15 protein-coding genes are annotated in these 17782 nt (G+C 69.5%); 5 read left to right on the forward strand and 10 right to left on the reverse strand.

The genetic code is table 11. The features are described from left to right. Positions 1-105 precede the first annotated feature (105 nt). The 5 genes from D457_RS0115865 (at position 106) to D457_RS0115885 (ending at position 5759) form a co-directional block, all read left to right on the forward strand. Positions 106-1527, forward strand: coding sequence for an LCP family protein (locus D457_RS0115865; RefSeq protein ID WP_017581655.1), 1422 nt, complete (start codon positions 106-108; stop codon positions 1525-1527). A 439-nt stretch (positions 1528-1966) separates the two neighbouring features. Beyond that, positions 1967-2953 (forward strand): hypothetical protein, encoded by a 987-nt coding sequence (locus D457_RS0115870; protein ID WP_039831354.1) that lies wholly within the window; start codon positions 1967-1969, stop codon positions 2951-2953. 409 nt (positions 2954-3362) lie between these two features. Then, positions 3363-4751 carry an LCP family protein gene (locus D457_RS0115875; RefSeq protein WP_193374504.1) on the forward strand — a complete coding sequence of 463 codons (1389 nt, stop codon included), beginning with the start codon at positions 3363-3365 and terminating at the stop codon, positions 4749-4751. Between the two features lie 124 nt (positions 4752-4875). Beyond that, positions 4876-5535 carry a DUF2975 domain-containing protein gene (locus D457_RS0115880; RefSeq protein WP_039831330.1) on the forward strand — a complete coding sequence of 220 codons (660 nt, stop codon included), beginning with the start codon at positions 4876-4878 and terminating at the stop codon, positions 5533-5535. Then, entirely contained in the window at positions 5535-5759 is a 225-nt protein-coding gene (locus D457_RS0115885) for a helix-turn-helix domain-containing protein (RefSeq protein WP_017581659.1), read from the forward strand. The genes D457_RS0115880 and D457_RS0115885 overlap by 1 nt, the downstream gene beginning before the upstream one ends. A gap of 115 nt (positions 5760-5874) precedes the next feature. On the opposite strand, the gene D457_RS0115890 is transcribed toward D457_RS0115885, so the two are convergent. The 10 genes from D457_RS0115890 to D457_RS0115935 form a co-directional block, all read right to left on the reverse strand. Continuing rightward, entirely contained in the window at positions 5875-6591 is a 717-nt protein-coding gene (locus tag D457_RS0115890; RefSeq protein ID WP_017581660.1) for a DUF4191 domain-containing protein, read from the reverse strand. Positions 6592-6813: 222 nt separating this feature from the next. After that, a complete protein-coding gene (lipA, locus tag D457_RS0115895) occupies positions 6814-7767 on the reverse strand; it encodes a lipoyl synthase (RefSeq protein WP_017581661.1) in 954 nt (317 codons plus the stop codon). A 96-nt stretch (positions 7768-7863) separates the two neighbouring features. After that, entirely contained in the window at positions 7864-8568 is a 705-nt protein-coding gene (gene lipB, locus D457_RS0115900; RefSeq protein ID WP_017581662.1) for a lipoyl(octanoyl) transferase LipB, read from the reverse strand. 9 nt (positions 8569-8577) lie between these two features. Continuing rightward, entirely contained in the window at positions 8578-9510 is a 933-nt protein-coding gene (locus D457_RS0115905; RefSeq protein ID WP_026116691.1) for a TIGR01777 family oxidoreductase, read from the reverse strand. 408 nt (positions 9511-9918) lie between these two features. Next, positions 9919-10482: an NADPH-dependent FMN reductase gene (locus D457_RS0115910; protein ID WP_017581664.1), complete on the reverse strand. Its 564-nt coding sequence runs from the start codon at positions 10480-10482 to the stop codon at positions 9919-9921. A 208-nt stretch (positions 10483-10690) separates the two neighbouring features. Further along, a complete protein-coding gene (sucB, locus tag D457_RS0115915; RefSeq protein WP_083926774.1) occupies positions 10691-12418 on the reverse strand; it encodes a 2-oxoglutarate dehydrogenase, E2 component, dihydrolipoamide succinyltransferase in 1728 nt (575 codons plus the stop codon). A gap of 104 nt (positions 12419-12522) precedes the next feature. After that, positions 12523-13899: a dihydrolipoyl dehydrogenase gene (gene lpdA / locus D457_RS0115920; RefSeq protein ID WP_017581666.1), complete on the reverse strand. Its 1377-nt coding sequence runs from the start codon at positions 13897-13899 to the stop codon at positions 12523-12525. Positions 13900-14045: 146 nt separating this feature from the next. Then, a complete protein-coding gene (locus D457_RS0115925) occupies positions 14046-15566 on the reverse strand; it encodes a leucyl aminopeptidase (protein WP_083926775.1) in 1521 nt (506 codons plus the stop codon). A 311-nt stretch (positions 15567-15877) separates the two neighbouring features. After that, positions 15878-16669 (reverse strand): adenosylcobinamide-GDP ribazoletransferase, encoded by a 792-nt coding sequence (locus D457_RS0115930; protein ID WP_017581668.1) that lies wholly within the window; start codon positions 16667-16669, stop codon positions 15878-15880. Next, a complete protein-coding gene (locus D457_RS0115935) occupies positions 16666-17658 on the reverse strand; it encodes a bifunctional adenosylcobinamide kinase/adenosylcobinamide-phosphate guanylyltransferase (RefSeq protein ID WP_017581669.1) in 993 nt (330 codons plus the stop codon). Before D457_RS0115935 ends, D457_RS0115930 begins: the two co-directional genes overlap by 4 nt. Between the last annotated feature and the right edge of the window lie 124 nt (positions 17659-17782).

Here is a 17782-nt window from a genome sequence, read left to right on the forward strand (position 1 = left end):
TGTCCTTTCATGTTTCCCCGCCTTCGGGCGGAATCCGCGCCTGGGACACGCCCTGGCTGCCCTGACCCCGCCCCCTCAGGTCTCACCGCACCCTCGAAGGTTCGCATGGCTGGAAGACGCTCCGCCCCCCACACCTCAGGCGCCCTGAGCGCCGCCCGGCTGTCCGCCGGACAGTGGATCGCCTGCGTGGCGACGGCCCTGGCCATCATCGCCAGTCTGGGCGGTTACGGCTGGTACCAGGGCTTGATCGGTAACATCACGACCGCCCAGGTGGACACCGACGAGTGGGACCGGCCCACCAGCGTTGAGGGGGTGATGAACCTCCTGATCATCGGTTCGGACGTGCGCTCGGGGGAGAACGCTGACTACGGTGACGTGGAGGGTGAGCGGCCCGACACGATGCTCATCGCGAGCATCAACGTGGACAACGGCGCGGCCACGCTGGTGAACCTGCCCCGTGACCTGATGGTCGACCTGCCCGCCTGTGAGGCGGTGGAGGGGTACGAGGGCATGTCCCCGCACGAGGGCATGATCAACTCCGCCATGAACTTCGGCGGCGTGGGTTGCCAGTGGAACACGGTGGAGCAGGTCACCGGGGTGCACCTGGACCACTTCGTGGTGATGGACTTCGGCGGGTTCAAGGACATGGTGGACGCCATCGGCGGGGTGGAGATGTGTATCCCCGAGCCGATCGACGACGTCAAGGCGCACCTGAAGCTGGATGCCGGGTTGCAGACCCTGGACGGCGAGGACTCGCTGGGGTTCGTGCGTTCGCGCTACGCCCAGGGTGACGGCAGCGACCTGTCCCGGATCGACCGCCAGCAGGAATTCATGGGCGCCATGCTGCGCGAGGTGCTCAGCAGCGAGGTGATGACCAGCCCGGTGACCATCACCAAGTTCCTGGGTGCGGTGACCGACTCGATCACCACCGACGACGACCTCACCGTCGACACCATGGCCGACATCGCCATCTCCATGCGCGAGGTCGACCTGGACCGGGTCCAGTTCGTCACCGTGCCCAACGGGGAGCATCCCGCGGACAAGAACCGCATCATCATGAGCGACGCGGCCCCCGCGCTGTTCGAGGCGATCAACAGCGGCGTGGACCTGTCCGGCGGAGACGACGAGGACGAGGAGAAGGCCGACGACGGCGCACCGTCCCCCGGCGACATCTCGGTGGAGATCGTCAACAACACCGGGATCGAGGGCCTGGCTGTGGAGATCGAGTCGGTCCTGGTCGGGGACGGCTACGTGGTCACCGGCACCGGAAACCCGGAGCTGCGCGCGCCCGAGTTCACCACCGTCTACCACGGTCCGGGCGACGCGGCCGCGGCCAAACTGCTCGCCGGTGAGCTGAGCAACGCCCAGACCGAGGAGGTCGAGGGCCTGGAGCAGACCCTCGAACTGGTCGCCGGGTCGGACTGGCAGGGCTTCGACACCGGCTCCTCGTCCTCCTCCGAGGGGGAGCTGTCCATCACCGACGACCTCGGCGGCAAGACCGCCGAAAAGAAGGAAAGTGCCTGCTAGGGCATTATTTTCCAGCGTATTCAGCCGCGCATTCCGGCGGGTCCTTCGAGGGCCCGCCGGTTTTCTTTTCCGTCCGTCGCCCAGGACTCCCGAAGAGGCGGTTTGCCGTTCCTCCGTGCGGATGGTCTTTCCCGAACAACGCCCTGTTATCTTTCTGGGGAATCCCCTTCCCCAGCGGAGAACCCCATGCGGAGGACTAACCCGGGGCGGGGCCTCGGCTGGCCCCGTCACGGTCGCCGCGGCGCCACCCGTCGGCTCCGGTGCGGGGCTGCTGGCTGGTGCCTGCCCGGCCTGGCCCGCGGCTACCACCGAACCGGCCCGTGCCTTGCGTTCGTCATGGTTCAACGCCCTGTGTTCGTCCATGGTTCGCCACTCCCACCCCAGTCCCGGAAAGGGCACTATGTTCAGGAACAACCCACCCAACTCCACCCGGCTGCGTGTGCCTCTGACTGCTGCCGCCACCGCCCTGTGCGTCGGACTCGTGGCCGTCGGCTGTGCCGGGTCGGAGGACATCAGGCTCGAAGCCGAACCGCGTGAGGACGCGCAGGACCCGGTCCCGGGGGCAGACGAGGAGATGGACGAGCTCTTCGCACTGCCGATCCACGCCTACATGTTCACGGTGGTGGAGGAGACCACGATCCTTAACGCCCACGAGATCCTCGTTGAGGAGTGCATGCGTGACCTCGGCTTCTCCTTCACCCGGGGCGAGCCGCAGGAAGTCGACCCGGTTTCGATCGCGGCCTTCGGCCCCCAGAACAACTACCTGGGACGCTGGCACGTGGACGCCGAGTACGCCGCCGAGAACGGTTTCTCGCACCCGGAGGAGCTGCTGGCCCAGGACGAGGAGGGCCTCGAAGGGGAGTTCCGTGACCCGCGCATCGACCACGAGGGGGAGACCTACGACGCCGCGGTGGCCGCCTTGCAGGGGTTCCCGGAGGATGTGGCGACCCCATCGGGCGACCCCGTGCCGGAGTGGGGCTGTACGGGGTGGGCCGAGGGTGAGATCGACGAGGGTGTGCGGATCATCGGGGTCGAGGAGGCCCAGGCGGGAGAGGTTCCCACGCCGATGGGGCAGAGCCCGGTGGCCGTCCAGATCTCCAACGAATCTCAGGGGGAGGCCTCCTCGGATCAGCGGGTCCTGGACGCCGAGGCCGCCTGGCGCGAGTGCATGGCCGACTCCGGTTACCCCGGTGAGGAGCCGGGCACCGTGGGCTCGGGGAAGGACACCCGGGTGGACTCCGACGACACCGAGGCCGCGGTACGCAACGTGGAGTGCCGGGAGGAGTCGGAGCTGACCCAGACCTACCTGGACGTGCTCTCGGAGATCCAGGAGCGTGACATCGCCGCGAACCAGACTGTTCTCCAGGAGCGGTCGGAGGAGATGGAGGCGGTTCTGGAACGGGCTGTGGAACTCACCGGGGTGTGAGGGCATCAGACCCGAGAGGCGGCTTCGGTCGTGGTCGCGGAAAACGCATGATGTGCCGGTAGCGCATTTCCGTCTCCGTCTCCGGAGGTGTTTTCCGTGAATTTCTGCCGGAACTCCTCGGTTTCCCACGAGGGAATTGTTCACCACCAGTGGTGATCACGCGCGGTCGCCGAATTCCCGCGGGAGTTGTTCCTCGGCTCGGGGTGGGCGATCGCCCACCCCGAACTGGTGACCGTGATCTGACGCACCGAGACCGGTCCGGTACCATCCGGTGGGTTACGTCCGGGTAGTCGCACGGTTCCCTCCCGCCGCGGCGCCCCTCACCGGACGGCAGCACTCCTCTCATGTCCCAGATCGGATCGCAGGTGCCCTCTTGGCCCCAAGAAACGTGTCTACGGCCGCCGCCAAGATGAGCCTTGGCAAGTGGGCGGCGTGCGCGATGACCGGTGTGGTCATCGCCGGGAGCCTGGCTGGCTACACCGTCTACCAGGACGTCTTCGGTATCGCCACGGCCGACGTCGACCCCGACGGCTGGGGTGATCGGCCCGCCCAGGTGGACGGACTGCACAACATCCTGCTCCTGGGCACCGACGAGCGCGCGGGGGACGACGCCAGCTACAACGATCTCAACGGCATCCGCCCCGACGTCCTCGTGGTCGTCAGCATCGACGTCGACCAGGGCGGCGTGACCATGGTCAACCTGCCGCGCGACACCATGGTCGAGATCCAGCCGTGCGAGGGCGGCGAGGAGGGCAGCGGCTGGAACGGCGGCGTCGACCAGCTCAACCACGCCATGGTCTACGGGGGGATGGACTGCCAGGGCAACACCGTGGAGACGATCACCGGCATCCACCTGGACCACATGGTCATGGTGGACTTCGCCGGGTTCGAGAACATCGTCGACGCTGTCGGGAACATCGAGATGTGCATCCCCGAGCCGATCGACGACCCCAAGGCTCATCTGAAGCTGGACGCCGGACTCCAGGAGCTCAACGGCGAGCAGGCCCTGGGCCTGGCGCGCTCTCGGGAGAGCACGGAGACCGGCAGCGACCTGGACCGGATCGAGAATCAGCAGCGCATGATCGGTGCCATCCTGCGCGAGGTCACCGAAGGCGAGGTCCTGTCCAGCCCCAGCAGTCTCTACGGCTTCCTGGACTCGATCACCGACAGCCTCACGACCGACAGCGGCTTCACCGTGGACAAGATGACCGAATTGGCCATCGCCATGCGTGAGGTGGACCTGGGCCGGATGAACATGGTCACCGCCCCGGTCGTGGAGTACCCCCCCAATGACAACAAGGTGATGCTGGATGAGGTGCCGGCGCAGGAGCTGTTCGCGGCGGTGGCCGCCGGCGAGCTGACCGAGGGGGACGACGGGGGGACGGACGAGGAGGAGTCCGGGGGCGGCGTCGAGCCCTCCGACGTGTCCCTGCGGGTGCTCAACAACACCGGCATCGACGGGCTGGGGAGCGAGATCGAGCAGTTGCTGACGGCGGAGGGCTTCGTCGTGACCGAGGCCACCAACCCCGAACCGGGTGCACCCGACACGACCACCGTCTACCACGGCCCCGACCGGGTCGAGCACGCGGAGGCCCTGGCCGATGCCCTGGCGGTCGCCGATGTGGTCGAGGAGCCCTCGCTGGGCGAGGAGCTGGAACTGGTCATGGGCGGGGCCGACTGGGGCGGCATGGCCACCACCGGAAGCGAGGGCGAGGACGAGGGCGAAGGCGGCGGTGGCAACGCGCTGGACGACCTCGAGTCCACCTCGGCCGACGAGGACACGGTCAGCTGCTCCTGAGTCCGCTGGCGCCCGTGTGACGCTTCTTCAGGGGGCGGTGACCCGACCGGGTCACCGCCCCCTTGCCATGCGCACGTCTTATCGTTTATCGTTAATATCGATAATCGATAAGATAGAGGTGGGCATGCCGTCTCCACGCCGTCCCCGGATCCGCTGGACTCGAGCGGATTCGCTGCTCCTCCAGGGCACTCTGTTCCTGGTGCTGCTCTTGTTGACTCTGTCCTTCGGGGCCACCGTCCTATGGATCCTGCCGGTGATATCGGTCGGGGCCATGGAATGGATGAACCAGATCACCGTCCACCACACGTCCGAGGTCGCCCGGGCGGTGCCCGACCTGACGCTCCTGAGCGAGGACGTCAGCGTGCGCGGTACTGACACGCTGGTGCTCGTGTTCGAGAACCCCGACACCCTCGAACGCCTTCTGCTGGCGCTCCCCGCGCTCGCGCAGCAGGCCCTCGGGCTGTTCGTGGTCTACCTGGTGCTGCGGGTGCTCCAGAGCCTCGGCACCGGGGATCCTTTCGTGCCCGCCAACGTGCGCCGTGTCTACGCCGTGGCCTTCGCGGTCCTCTTCGGCTCCCTGTTGCTGCCCATGGTGGAGTCCATCGCCAACACCGCCCTGTGGGCAGACCGGGTCCCGTTCGACGAGGTGGCGCTGCTCGCCTTCGACCTGGGGATGGGTTCGGGTCCGGTGGCTGGGGTCCTGGTGGGGCTGCTCCTGGCCTCCCTCGCCGAGGTCTTCCGGCGCGGCAGCAGGATGCGCGAAGACGTCGAAGGGCTGGTCTGATGCCGCCGGAGGAGGCCACCGGGATCCGGATCCACCTGGACAAGCTCCTGGCCGAGCGGGGCATGACGCTCACCGAACTCGCGGAGCGGGTGGGAGTCAGCGTCGTCAACCTGTCCGTGCTCAAGAACGACCGTGCCAAGGCGATCCGCTTCTCCACGCTGGCCGCGCTCTGCCGAGTGCTGGAGTGTCAGCCAGGAGACCTCATCAGCCACGAGAGGGACTGAACGGGGCCTCCGGGAGGTCCGCACAACCGGACTCCACACACGCGAACGGGGCCGGCACTCCCTGGAACAACCCAGGTGTGCCGGCCCCGTCGGGTCCGCCAGGAGGCGTGGAGGCTCAGCCTCCGGCCTTGTTACCGCGCATGCCCTTGGGCAGCTTGGCTCCCTTGGGCATGGGGCCCTTGGGCATCTGCATCGCGGCGGGCAGCGCCTTGAGCCGGTAGTTCAGCTCGGCGGTGCCGGACTTGTCCAGGTTGCGGGGCAGCTTGACCAGCGTGCGCTGGAGCTTGGACACCGGCACCTGGCCCTCGCCGTTGCCGACCTTGAAGTCGTAGATGGGGGTGTCGTGGGCGACGCGGGCGACGCGCTTCTTCTCCCCGGCGATCAGGCCCTTGAGGCGACCGGGGTCGCCCTCGCCGACCAGGATCACACCGGGACGGCCCACCACGCGGTGGACGACGTCCATCTGCTTGTTGGCGGCCACGCCCGGCTCGACCACCCAGTTGCCGCGCATGTTCTCCAGGATCGCCATACCGGCGCCCAGGCGCCCGTCCAGCATCTGGTACTGCACGCGCTGGGCGGCACGGGTGAACATGATGAAACCGACCAGGAACGCGATCGGCAGACCGGTCAGCGGCCAGATGATCCAGGAACCGGTCCAGATACCGATACCGATGAAGACGGCGAAGATCAGGATCGCGACGCTGACCGCGATCGGGATCGTACGCGGGCTCTGCTTGTGCACGACCTTGGCGACCATGCCGATCTGCTTCAACCGGCCCGGCTGCTTCTCGCCACCCTTACCGGCGGTCGTGTTGTCGGACTTCTTCGCCATCGTGCTTTCAGGCAGCGCACACCGAACGGATCGGCGGGGAAGGAGATCCCTGTGCTGCCTTGCCTCCTCTTCGCGATCGACCTACGGTGCGGCGCCCTCTGGCGCCGCTGGGGCATGCCCGGCGCCATGGAAACACCAGGATATGCGTCCGGACCCCGAGATGCGGAACGGTGGCCCGGGGGCCACCGTTCCAGGTTGGTCACGACTCGGGTTAATCGGCCGTTATGCGTTGCTTGTGACCTGTGCTGCCTCGGCGTCCCGCTTTTCGCGGGCCTGCTTGTACAGGGTCCCGGCGCGGTAGGACGAGCGCACGAGCGGGCCGGACATGACCCCGGCGAAGCCGATGTCCTCGGCCTCCTTGCCCAGTTCCACGAACTCCTGCGGCTTCACCCAGCGGTCGATCGGGTGGTGCAGCTTGGAGGGGCGCAGGTACTGGGTGATCGTCAGCAGGTCGCAGCCGGCCTCGTGCAGGTCGCGCATGGCCTCGCTGACCTCCTCACGGGTCTCGCCCATGCCCAGGATCAGGTTCGACTTGGTGACCAGACCGGCCTCGCGGGCCATGGTGATGACCTTGAGGGAGCGCTCGTAGCGGAAGCCCGGGCGGATGCGCTTGAAGATCCGCGGCACGGTCTCCACGTTGTGCGCCAGGACCTCCGGACGCGAACCGAAGACCTCGGCCAGCTGGTCGGGGTCGGCGTTGAAGTCCGGGATGAGCAGCTCGACGCCGCCACCGGGGTTGAGCTCGTGGATCTTGCGGACCGTCTCGGCGTAGAGCCAGGCACCGCCGTCCTCGAGGTCGTCGCGGGCCACACCGGTGACGGTGGCGTAGCGCAGCTCCATCTTCTGGACGGAGGTGGCGACCTTGGTCGGCTCCAACTTGTCCAGAGGGCTCGGCTTGCCCGTGGCGATCTGGCAGAAGTCGCAGCGCCGCGTGCACTGGTCACCGCCGATGAGGAAGGTGGCCTCGCGGTCCTCCCAGCACTCGTAGATGTTGGGGCAGCCCGCCTCCTGGCACACGGTGTGCAGGCCCTCGCCCTTGACCAGGGACTGGAGCTCGGTGTACTCCGGCCCCATGTGCGCCTTGATCTTGATCCACGGCGGCTTTCTCTCGATGGGGGTCTCGCTGTTGCGCGCCTCCACGCGAAGCAGCTTGCGGCCCTCAGGAGCGATGGTCAACGCGAACCCGTTCCCTTCTGTACCCCTTGACGGGGACCCTCGCGCCCCTTGTGGGGGCGGCACGTCCCGATGGGGACTGGCTCATGGTGTGGTCTGTCATCCCAGCGCGGTGGCATCGGAAAGCATTCCGCTGCCGTCGGTGTGGCTGTACTCCGCCGCGCCCAGGACGTCGGCCAGGTGCCGTTCGAGGCGCGGCCGTGCGTCGGCGACGGTGACGGCGCGCCCCAGTTCGTTGGTGAGCGAGGTGACCCCCGCGTCGGAGATCCCGCAGGGGACGATCCGGTCGAACCACGACATGTCATTATCGCAGTTCAACGCCAGGCCGTGCATACCGACCCCACGGGCGATGCGGCAGCCGATCGCGGCGATCTTGCGCTCGGTCAGTCCGCGCTCGGGATCGGCGTCCAGCCAGACCCCGGTGCGGCCCTCGACCCGGCGGCCGGTGAGACCGTAGTCGGCGAGCGTGCGGATGATCGCCTCCTCGAGCATGCGCACGTAGGCGATCACGTCGATCGGGTCCGACAGCTTGACGATGGGGTACACCGTGAGCTGGCCGGGACCGTGCCAGGTGATCTTGCCGCCCCGGTCGATGTCCACAACGGGAGCACCGGGATCGGTGATGGGACGATCCCACCTCCCTGTGCGCTTGCCCGCCGTGTAGACGGGTTCGTGCTCCAGGAAGAGGACCGTATCGGGCACCTCATCGGCGACGCGGCTCTGGTGGAGCCGTTTCTGGAGATCCCAGCCCTGGTGGTACGGGACGGGAGTGTCGCCCAGCCATGCGTAAACGAGATCACTCACACCACCAACCTACCTCCCGGCGGGAGGGGCGGGTCTGGGCAGGATGTCGGAAAGCGCACTGTCGACGGTGGGTAGGAGGAAGGAATACCCCGCCTCCTCCAGGCGTTTCGGCCGCGCCCTGAGGTCGATCAGGGCGGTCTCCTCCGCGAAGTCCCCCAGTGCCGCGCGCATCGCCGTCGCCGGAACCGGAAGGATGGTCGGACGTCCCAGGGCCCGACCGAGCGCCTCGGTGAAGGCAGCGTTGGTGACCGGTTCGGGCGCGCACATGTTCACCGGACCGGTGATCTCGGGCCGCTCCAGCAGGAACCGGATCGCGCCGATCTGGTCGGCCAGCGCGATCCAGGTCATGTACTGCGCCCCCGAGCCCAGTCGCCCGCCCAGCCCGAGCCGCCACAGCGGCAGCAGATGCCGGAGCAGCCCGCCGGAACGGGCCAGCACCACGGCCGTGCGCAGGTGCGCCACGGACAGCCCCGCCTCCTCGGCGGGGGCGGTGGCCGCCTCCCAGTCCCGGCACACCCCGGCCAGGAACCCCTTGCCGGGCGGACTCTCCTCGGTGGCCACACTTCCGCCTGTGTCCCCGTAGAAATGCATCCCCGAGGCGCTGAGAAGGCGCGGAGGGGGCGTGGACATCCTGGCCAGGGCCTGGGCGAGGGTCTGGGTGCCGCGGACCCTGCTGCGGCGAATGGCGGTCTTGCGCTGCCGGGTCCACAGGGTGGGGCCGATCGGTTCGCCCGCCAGGTGGACCACGGCGTCGGCGTCCTGGAGGGCGACGGTGTCCACACGCCCCTGCTCGGCTCGCCACTCGGCCTCCTCCAACCGGGGCACCCGGGTGTCCCGGGGCAGTCGGCGCACCAACCGCACCACCGTGTGCCCGTCCTCGAGCAGGGAGTCCGTCAACGCCTCGCCGATCAGCCCGGTCGCACCCGTGATCGCCACTCTCATAAGGGGGTGTCTACCCCTCCAGCCGTACTTTCAGCACCGGTGAACTGCCTGCTCTTGCGCGGTCCTGGAACAGGCTCGGAAGTTTTCTCGGCTTTTTCGGCGAAAGCACTGCGCGGAGGGTGCGGGTCTTCTAGGTTGAGTGTGGGACATGGAACTCCGCGTCAGCGCGGAGCTACCGTGGGCGACGCCCTGTCGGGCTGGCTGGGGCTCGCTTACCCGCAGACCTTTGATGATGGGGATCATCAGGGGATGGTGATTGGTGGGGTAAAAAGACGGGGCGGTGCCGTTCAGGCGCCGCCCCGTCCACCTTTTCGGCCCTCTCTCCCTCGGTGATCTTGCTACCAGGAGCAAGTTCGGCGCCGAACTTGCTCCTGGTAGCAAGATCACGGGGAATAGGTGGGTTGCGGCTCAGCTCGGGAACGGGCGGCGGATGCGGGCCTCGCGCAGGGACAGGGCCCACCAGACCAGTTGGTCGAGCATCTCCTCGACCGCGTCCTCCGCGCCCCGCAGCTCCGCCACGGGCGCTCCCTCGGGGCCGAACATCCGCTGCGCGTTATGCAGGCTCACCGAGGTACGCACCGACGTCACGTGCAGTTCGGCGAAGACCGAGCGCAGCTGCTCCACGGCGCGTAGGCCGCCGGACATGCCGCCGTAGGAGACGAACGCGACCGGTTTGGCGAACCACTCCTTGCGTGCGGTGTCGATGGCGCTCTTGAGCGGTCCGGGATAGCCGTGGTTGTACTCCGGGGTCACCACCACGAACCCGTCCGCGGCGGCGATGCGCGAGGGGAACGAGTCCGAGGACGTGCCGTGGCCGTCGCCCAGGTCGAGCCCGGCCACGTCCAGGACGTCGAGGGTCACGCCCTCGCGGGAGGCGGCCCGGTCGAGGAACCAGCTGGAGACCACGGGTCCGGTGCGGCCGTTGAGGTTGCCGCCCAGGACGACCGTGATCCGAAGGTTCTCCTGCTGCATGTGCTTCCTCGTCTGGGGCTGTCCGGGGCATGGGTTCCGCGGGGGTGTGTCCACGTTAGAACGTCAAGTGAGGTTGAGGTCAACCCGGGGGCCGGGACCGGTCGGGAGACCGTCGTCACGCGGACCCGTACGCGAAGCGGCCCGGGCCGGGCACCGTCGCACGGTGCCCGGCCCGGGCCGAGGAGAACTCCCCTGGAGGGGACTCGGGTCAGGAAAGACCCAGGTCACCCTCGAAGGCGCCCTCTTCCAGGCGCTCCTTCACGGTCTGCAGGAAGCGGCCGGCGTCGGCGCTGTCGATCAGACGGTGGTCGTGCGCCATCGACAGGTAGACCATCGACCGGACCGCGATGACCTCGCCGCCCATGGCCTCGTCCTCGACGACGACCGGGCGCTTGACGACCGCGCCGGTCTCCAGGATCGCGACCTGCGGCTGGTTGATGATCGGAGTGCCGAACAGCGCGCCGGTGTGGCCGGTCTCGGAGATCGAGAACGTGCCGCCGCCCAGCTCGTCCGGGCCGAGCTTGCCGGTGTGGGCGCGCTCGGTCAGGTCGGTGAGGCCGCGGGCCAGGCCGCCGAGGTTCAGCGAACCGGCGTCCTTGACCACCGGGGCGAGCAGGCCGCGCTCGGTGTCCACCGAAACGGCCAGGTTCTCGACGTCGTGGTAGGTCACCGTCTGGTCGGCGGCGTTGATCACCGCGTTGACCTTCGGGTGGACCTTGAGGGCCTCCACGGCGGCCTGCGCAAAGAACGGGAAGAAGCTCAGCTCCACGCCCTCGCGCTTGGTGAAGTCGGTGCCGACCTGGTCGCGCAGGCGCGCGATCTTGCTGACGTCGACCTCGATGACCTGGGTGGTCGTGGCGGACACGCGCAGAGACTCGACCATGCGGTCCGCGATGGACTTGCGCAGACGGCTCAGCTTCTCGGTGCGACCGCGCACCGAGGTGTCCGAGGTGACCTTGCGCGGGGCCGCGGCGGTCGAACGCTGGGCCTCGGCGGCCTTGAGTACGTCCTGCTTGCGGATGCGACCGCCCACGCCGGTGCCGGAGACGCGGCTCAGGTCGACGCTGTGCTCGCCTGCGAGCTTGCGGACCAGCGGGGTCACATACGCCTCGGTCACGGCGTCGGTGCCGGAGGCCTGACCGGTGCCGCTGAGCGTCTCGATGTCCACCGACGGGGCGCCAGCGTCCTGCTCACGTGCGGCGGGAGCAGGTGCGGACTGGGCGGCCGGGGCGGGCTCGGGCTCGCTCTTGGCCTCGGCCTCGGGCTGGGTCGGGCCGGCGGCGGAACCGGAGCCGCCGCCGATAATCGCGATCTCGGCACCGATCTCGACCGTCTCGTCTTCCTCGACGAGGATCTTGGTGAGTACACCGGCCACCGGGGACGGGATCTCGGTGTCCACCTTGTCGGTGGAGACCTCGAGCAGCGGCTCGTCCTCCTCGACGGTGTCGCCGACGCTCTTCAGCCACTGGGTGATGGTGCCCTCGGTGACGCTCTCACCCAGGGCGGGGATGGTCACGGAAGTACCGGGACCGTCGGAGTCGGAACCATCGGAGGCCGGGGCGGGCTCGGGAGCGGCCTCGGGCTTGGCCTCCTGAGCGGGCTCCTCGGCTGCCGGGGCGGACTCGGGAGCGGCCTCGGGCTCGGTCTCCTGAGCGGACTCCTCGGCGGCGGGCGCGGTGTCGGCGTCGGCGCTGTCACCCTCGCCGCCGATGACCGCGATCTCCGCGCCGATCTCCACGGTCTCGTCCTCGTCGACGAGGATCTTGGTGAGTACACCGGCCACCGGGGACGGGATCTCGGTGTCCACCTTGTCGGTGGAGACCTCAAGGAGCGGCTCGTCTACCTCGACGGTGTCGCCCACGTTCTTCAGCCACTGGGTGACGGTCCCCTCGGTGACGCTCTCACCCAGGGCGGGCATGGAAACGGAAGTCGGCATGAGTTCCTCGTTGGATCTGGACGCGGTACCTGCCCAGGCCTTGATGGGCAGCGCGGATGTGTACGGGGGCGGGCCCGTGGGGCCCGCCCCCGGGGGTGAAGCGGTCAGTCGTGAACGTGCAGCGGCTTGCCCGCCAGCGCGAGGTGCGCTTCTCCCAGCGCCTCCGACTGGCTCGGGTGCGGGTGGATCAGCTGCGCCACCTCGGAGGGCAGGGCCTCCCAGTTGTAGATCAGCTGCCCCTCGGCGATGAGCTCGCCGACGCGGCTGCCGACCATGTGGACGCCCAGCACGGGGCCGTCCTTCTCGGCGATGACCTTGATCGCGCCCTGGGTCTGCAGGATCTGGCTCTTGCCGTTGCCCGCCAGGTTGTAGTTCATCTCGACGACGTCGTGACCGCGTTCCTTGGCCACCTTGGTGGTGAGACCGACGGAGGCGACCTCAGGCTCACAGTACGTGACACGGGGAACACCGTCGTAGTCGATCGCGGGCGGGTTCTGCCCGGCGATGTGCTCGGCGACGAAGATGCCCTCGGCGAAGCCGACGTGCGCGAGCTGGAGGGTCGGGATGAGATCGCCGACCGCGTAGACGTTGCCCACGCCGGTGTGCAGGTTCTCGTCGACCTGGACGAAACCGCGGTCCAGGGTGATGCCCTGTTCCTCGTAGCCCAGGCCCTCGGAGACCGGGCCGCGGCCGATGGCGACCAGCAGGACCTCGGCCTCGAGGGTCTTGCCGCCCTGGAGGGTGACGACCACGCCGGAGTCGGTGGTCTTGACCGACTCGAACGGGGTGCCCAGCTCGGACTTGATCTTCCGCTTGCGGAAGGCGCGCTCCAGCAGCTTGGAGCTGGACTCCTCCTCGACGGGGACCAGGTGCTTGAGGGCCTCGACGATGGTGACGTCGGAGCCGTAGGAACGCCACACGCTGGCGAACTCCACGCCGATCACGCCGCCGCCCAGGACGATGACGGACTCGGGGACGCGTCCCAGCTCCATGGCCTGGTCGCTGGTCATGACCTTCTCGCCGTCGATCTCCAGACCCAGGGTCTTGGGCTTGGAGCCGGTCGCCAGGAGGATGTTCTTCCCCTTGAAGACCTTGCCGTCGACGGTGACCTCGTCCTTGCCGGTGAGCTTGCCCTCACCCTCGACGACGGTGATCTTGCGGGACTTGATCAGCCCGCTCAGGCCCTTGTGCAGGCCGCTGATCACCTTGTCCTTGTACTTGTGCACGGCCTCGATGTCGATGCCCTCGAAGGTGGCCTTGACACCGAAGTTCTCGCTCTCCTTGGCGGAGTCGGCGACCTCGGCCGAGTGCAGGAGGGCCTTGGTGGGGATACAGCCGCGGTGCAGGCAGGTGCCGCCGAGCTTGTCTTTCTCGATCAGGACGACGCTCATGTCCAGCTCGGCGGCGCGCAGTGCCGCCGCGTAGCCGCCGCTGCCGCCGCCAAGGACGACGAGGTCGAAGGTGCCGCCGCTCTCACTCACGGGAACGAACTCCTAGTTGTGGTGGCTGGTGATGGGTGGTGGAAGACCGCGGTCCGCTACCGCCGGGGGCGGCGTGTCAACGGGGACCGCGGCTGCCGGGGAAGGGGCGGCACACCGGCTCAGGAGTGCCGCCCCGACCTTCCGGACTACTGCTTACGGGCGTAGTCCTCGGCGATGCGGACGAGGGTGCGGGTACCCGCACCCGTGCCGCCCTTGGAGGTGTAACCGTGGGGGCCGCCCTGGTTGAAGGAGGGCCCGGCGATGTCGAGGTGGGCCCACTTGGTGCCCTCCTCGATGAACTCCTGGAGGAAGATGCCCGCGGAGAGCATGCCGCCCCAGCGTTCGGCTGCCACGTTGGCGATGTCGGCGACCGAGGAGTTGAGACCGGCGCGCAGCTCGGCCGGGAGCGGCATCGGCCAGGAGGCCTCGCCCTCGGCGGTGGCGGCGGCGACGATCTCGTCGCGCACGGAGTTGTCGTTGGACATGACCGCGAACACGCGGGTGCCGAGCGCGACCAGCTGGGCGCCGGTCAGCGTGGCGATGTCCACGATCAGGTCCGGCTGGTCCTCGTGGGCGCGGACCAGGCCGTCAGCCATGACCAGACGGCCCTCGGCGTCGGTGTTGAGGACCTCGACGGTCTTGCCACCGTAGATGCTCAGGACGTCGGAGGGGCGCTGGGCGGTGCCGCTGGGCATGTTCTCGGCCACGGTCAGGTAGCCGATCGCGTTGACCTTAAGACCCAGGGAGGAGATGGCGCGCATGGCGGCGAGCACGGAGGCGGCGCCGCTCATGTCGGACTTCATCGACTCCATCCCGCCCGAGGGCTTGAGGGACAGGCCACCGGAGTCGAACGTGATGCCCTTGCCGACGAAGGCGACCGTCTTGGTGGCCTCGGGGTGGCTGTAGGCCAGGCGGACCAGGCGCGGCGGGTTCGCCGAACCCTGGCCGACGCCGGTCAGGCCGCCGTATCCGCCCTCGGCCAGTGCACGCTCGTCCAGGACCTCGATCTCCAGCCCGGTCTGCTGGGCGATCTCCTGGGCCGCGGCGGCCAGGTCCTCGGGGACCAGGTCGGCCGGGGCGGTGTTGACGAGGTCGCGTGTGAAGGAGACGGCCTGGGCCAGGACGGCGGCGCGCTCGACGGCGTCGTCCGCGCCGTCGGCCTCGCTGACCACGGTCAGCGAAGCAGCGGGCAGGGCGGCCTTCTTCTCGGCCTTCTCCCCGGTGCGGTAGCGGTCGAAGCTGTAGCTGCCGAGTTCGGCTCCCAGGGCCACGGCGCCGGCCTGGTCGGCGGTGGTGGCGGGCAAGGCCAGAACGACGCGGCCCGCACCCTCGGGGCGCGAGCTCAGCGAACGCAGCGCGGCACCGGCCGCGCGGGACAGGACGTCGGAGTCGACGGGGCCCTCGGCGGGCGCCGGGCCGAGACCGACCGCGACGACGACCGGGGCCTTGACGGCTCCGAGGGAGGCAATGGTGTGCACCTCCTCAGGTGCGCCGCTCGCTCCCAGGAGCGACAGGGTCGAGCCGAGACCGCCGGCGAAGGCGGCGTCGACGGAATGAGCGCCCGATGCGGGTTCCGGGGCGTCGCCTCCGGAGTGGTAACCGACGACAACCGCGTCGGCGTCGAGCGAACTGGGGGACTCCGTGTTTACTGACAACGTCGTGCTCACGTCCTTGATGCTAGTCCTCTCGCGCCCCCGGCGGCGACGCGGCGCCCCGCGGCCCCAGGGCTCTGACGCGGCGCTCCGCGCCACCCGGGACTGCGGGGGTGTTCCCCCGGTGGGTCCGTCGCCGTCCGCGCCATGAGGGGGCTCTGGTCCCTCGCGGGGAGTGTCGCACGCGGTTGACGGCGCGGACACGCGCCTGTCCGGGCGCCGGTAGCGTGAAACCCCGTGTGAAAAAATGTGATGATGGCGACATTAGGCCGCTCTGGAAGGCTACCGGCCAGTACGAATCGCCTGGTGGGGATCCCCGGGGACCTTCACAACGCCCCGATCGCGGCGGCCGCCACCAGCAGGACCGTGGTCGCCGCCGTCTCCACCAGAGCGCCCAGGACGTCCCCGGTCAGACCGCCCAACCGCCGCACCGCACGGCGCAGCAGCAGCCCGGCCGCCAGTAGCCCCAGCACCGCCCCGGCCGCGCAGGCCGCGGCGAATGCGGGGGAGTGGACCAGCCCGAGCCCGCACAGCGCCAGCACTCCCGCCGAGCACACCGCGGCGGGCAGCGGCCGCACCGTGCCCGCCACGAACGAACCCAGCCCGTCGGGCCGGGCCGAGGGCACCCGCGGTGAACACGCCAGGGTCACCGCCAGTCGCCCAGTCGCGCCCGCCGCCACCGCACCGGCCAGGGCGGCCCAGGGGGAAGCTTCGAGGAGCTGGGCCAGGGCCAGTACCTGGGCGCCGACCGCCACCAGCAGGGTGATCACCCCGAACGGGCCGATGTCGGAGCGCCGCATGACCTCCAGCGCTCCCTCGGCGGGCCGACCGCTGCCCAGGCCGTCCGCCAGGTCGGCCAACCCGTCCAGGTGCAGCCCCCGGGTGAGTAGCGCGCCCAGGCCCACCGCGAGCAGCGCGGCCAGCGGGGCCGACCAGCCCCACGACGCACCGGCCACCGCGACCGCCCCGGTGACTGCGCCCAGCAGCGCGCCCAGGGCCGGTGCCCAGCACATCGCCCACCCGGCTACGGCGCGGTCCACCCGGTCCACCCGCACCGGCCAGACCGTGAAGGTACCCACAGCCATCCGGGCACCGGCCACGGCGTCGGCACCGTTCACGGAAGCTCCATCATGCGCCCGGCCGCGGCCAGCACCACTTCCTCGGACTCGGCGCCCACCCACTGGTTCAGCAGCCCCAACTGGTCACGGAAGATCCGACCCGAGCGGGTCGGCGGAACCACACCCGAACCCACCTCGTTGGTGACCGCCACGACATAGGCCTGGGTCGAACGCCAGGCCTCCAGCAGCTCGTGCACGGCCGCCTCCACCCGCTCCTCGGCATCCCCGGCCGGCTCCTCCTCCCACAGGCCGGCCTCGTCCATGACCGAGGTCAGCCAGGTCCCCAGGCAGTCGACCAGGACCGCGCCCCGCGCCTTCTTCAGCAGCAGCGCGAGATCGGTGGTCTCCTCGGTCCGCCACCACCAGGGGCGGCGCCGACGGTGGTGAGCGACGCGCTCCGCCCACTCCGGGTCCGCTTCGGGGTCGGCCACCGGCCCGGTGGCCGCGTAGACCACCCGGGGCTCGGCCAGCAGACGCAGCTCGGCCTCGGTGGACTTGCCCGAACGCGCCCCGCCGGTGACCAGGGTCCGGTGCGGTCCGTGCGGCCGCGACTCCGGCCACACGGCGGGCGGGCACGACATGACGCTGCCGTCCCCCGGAACCAGGGCGCCCCACAGGCGGGCGCGCCGCGCGAACTCCTCGGGGGAGCGGATCCGGTGGTCGCCGCCGACCGCCACCACGGCGGTGGTCACCCCGATCACCCCGGAACGGCGCAGCTCCCCGATGATCTCCGGGCGCTGGGCGGCGTCCACGATGACCATGTCCACCTGTTGCTCGGGCGCGGAGGAGTACACCGACGACCCCGTGGGCCGCTCCTCGACGGGCGGTCCCCCGGGCAGCGGGCCCGGGCCGGAGCGAGCGTAGAGCAGACGCCCGCCGTCGGCGCCCTCGACCAGGGCGCCGTCCGGGGTGGGCGTCACCGTGTAGCCCGGCGGGACCGGGCCGACCGCCCCGGACTCGCGCAGGCGGAAACGGTCGTCGACGGTCACCCTCAGCGGCAGCCGACGATCCGCGCGGGCCTTGTTGCAGGACGAGCAGGTGCACTGCGGGGCTGGCCAGCCCGTGTGACCCGCTGTCCCCAGAAATCGGATACGCACCCAAAAAGTAAACAGC

This window comes from Nocardiopsis valliformis DSM 45023 (assembly GCF_000340985.1).
GTDB lineage: Bacteria > Actinomycetota > Actinomycetes > Streptosporangiales > Streptosporangiaceae > Nocardiopsis > Nocardiopsis exhalans.

Excerpts from the sequence above, each read along its gene's own strand:
- D457_RS0115865 (WP_017581655.1), top strand. The coding sequence starts at position 106 with ATGGCTGGAAGACGCTCCGCCCCCCACACCTCAGGCGCCCTGAGCGCC.
- D457_RS0115875 (WP_193374504.1), top strand. The coding sequence starts at position 3,363 with ATGAGCCTTGGCAAGTGGGCGGCGTGCGCGATGACCGGTGTGGTCATC.
- D457_RS0115880 (WP_039831330.1), top strand. The coding sequence starts at position 4,876 with ATGCCGTCTCCACGCCGTCCCCGGATCCGCTGGACTCGAGCGGATTCG.
- D457_RS0115885 (WP_017581659.1), top strand. The coding sequence starts at position 5,535 with ATGCCGCCGGAGGAGGCCACCGGGATCCGGATCCACCTGGACAAGCTC.
- D457_RS0115890 (WP_017581660.1), bottom strand. The coding sequence starts at position 6,591 with ATGGCGAAGAAGTCCGACAACACGACCGCCGGTAAGGGTGGCGAGAAG.
- D457_RS0115905 (WP_026116691.1), bottom strand. The coding sequence starts at position 9,510 with ATGAGAGTGGCGATCACGGGTGCGACCGGGCTGATCGGCGAGGCGTTG.
- D457_RS0115910 (WP_017581664.1), bottom strand. The coding sequence starts at position 10,482 with ATGCAGCAGGAGAACCTTCGGATCACGGTCGTCCTGGGCGGCAACCTC.
- sucB (WP_083926774.1), bottom strand. The coding sequence starts at position 12,418 with ATGCCGACTTCCGTTTCCATGCCCGCCCTGGGTGAGAGCGTCACCGAG.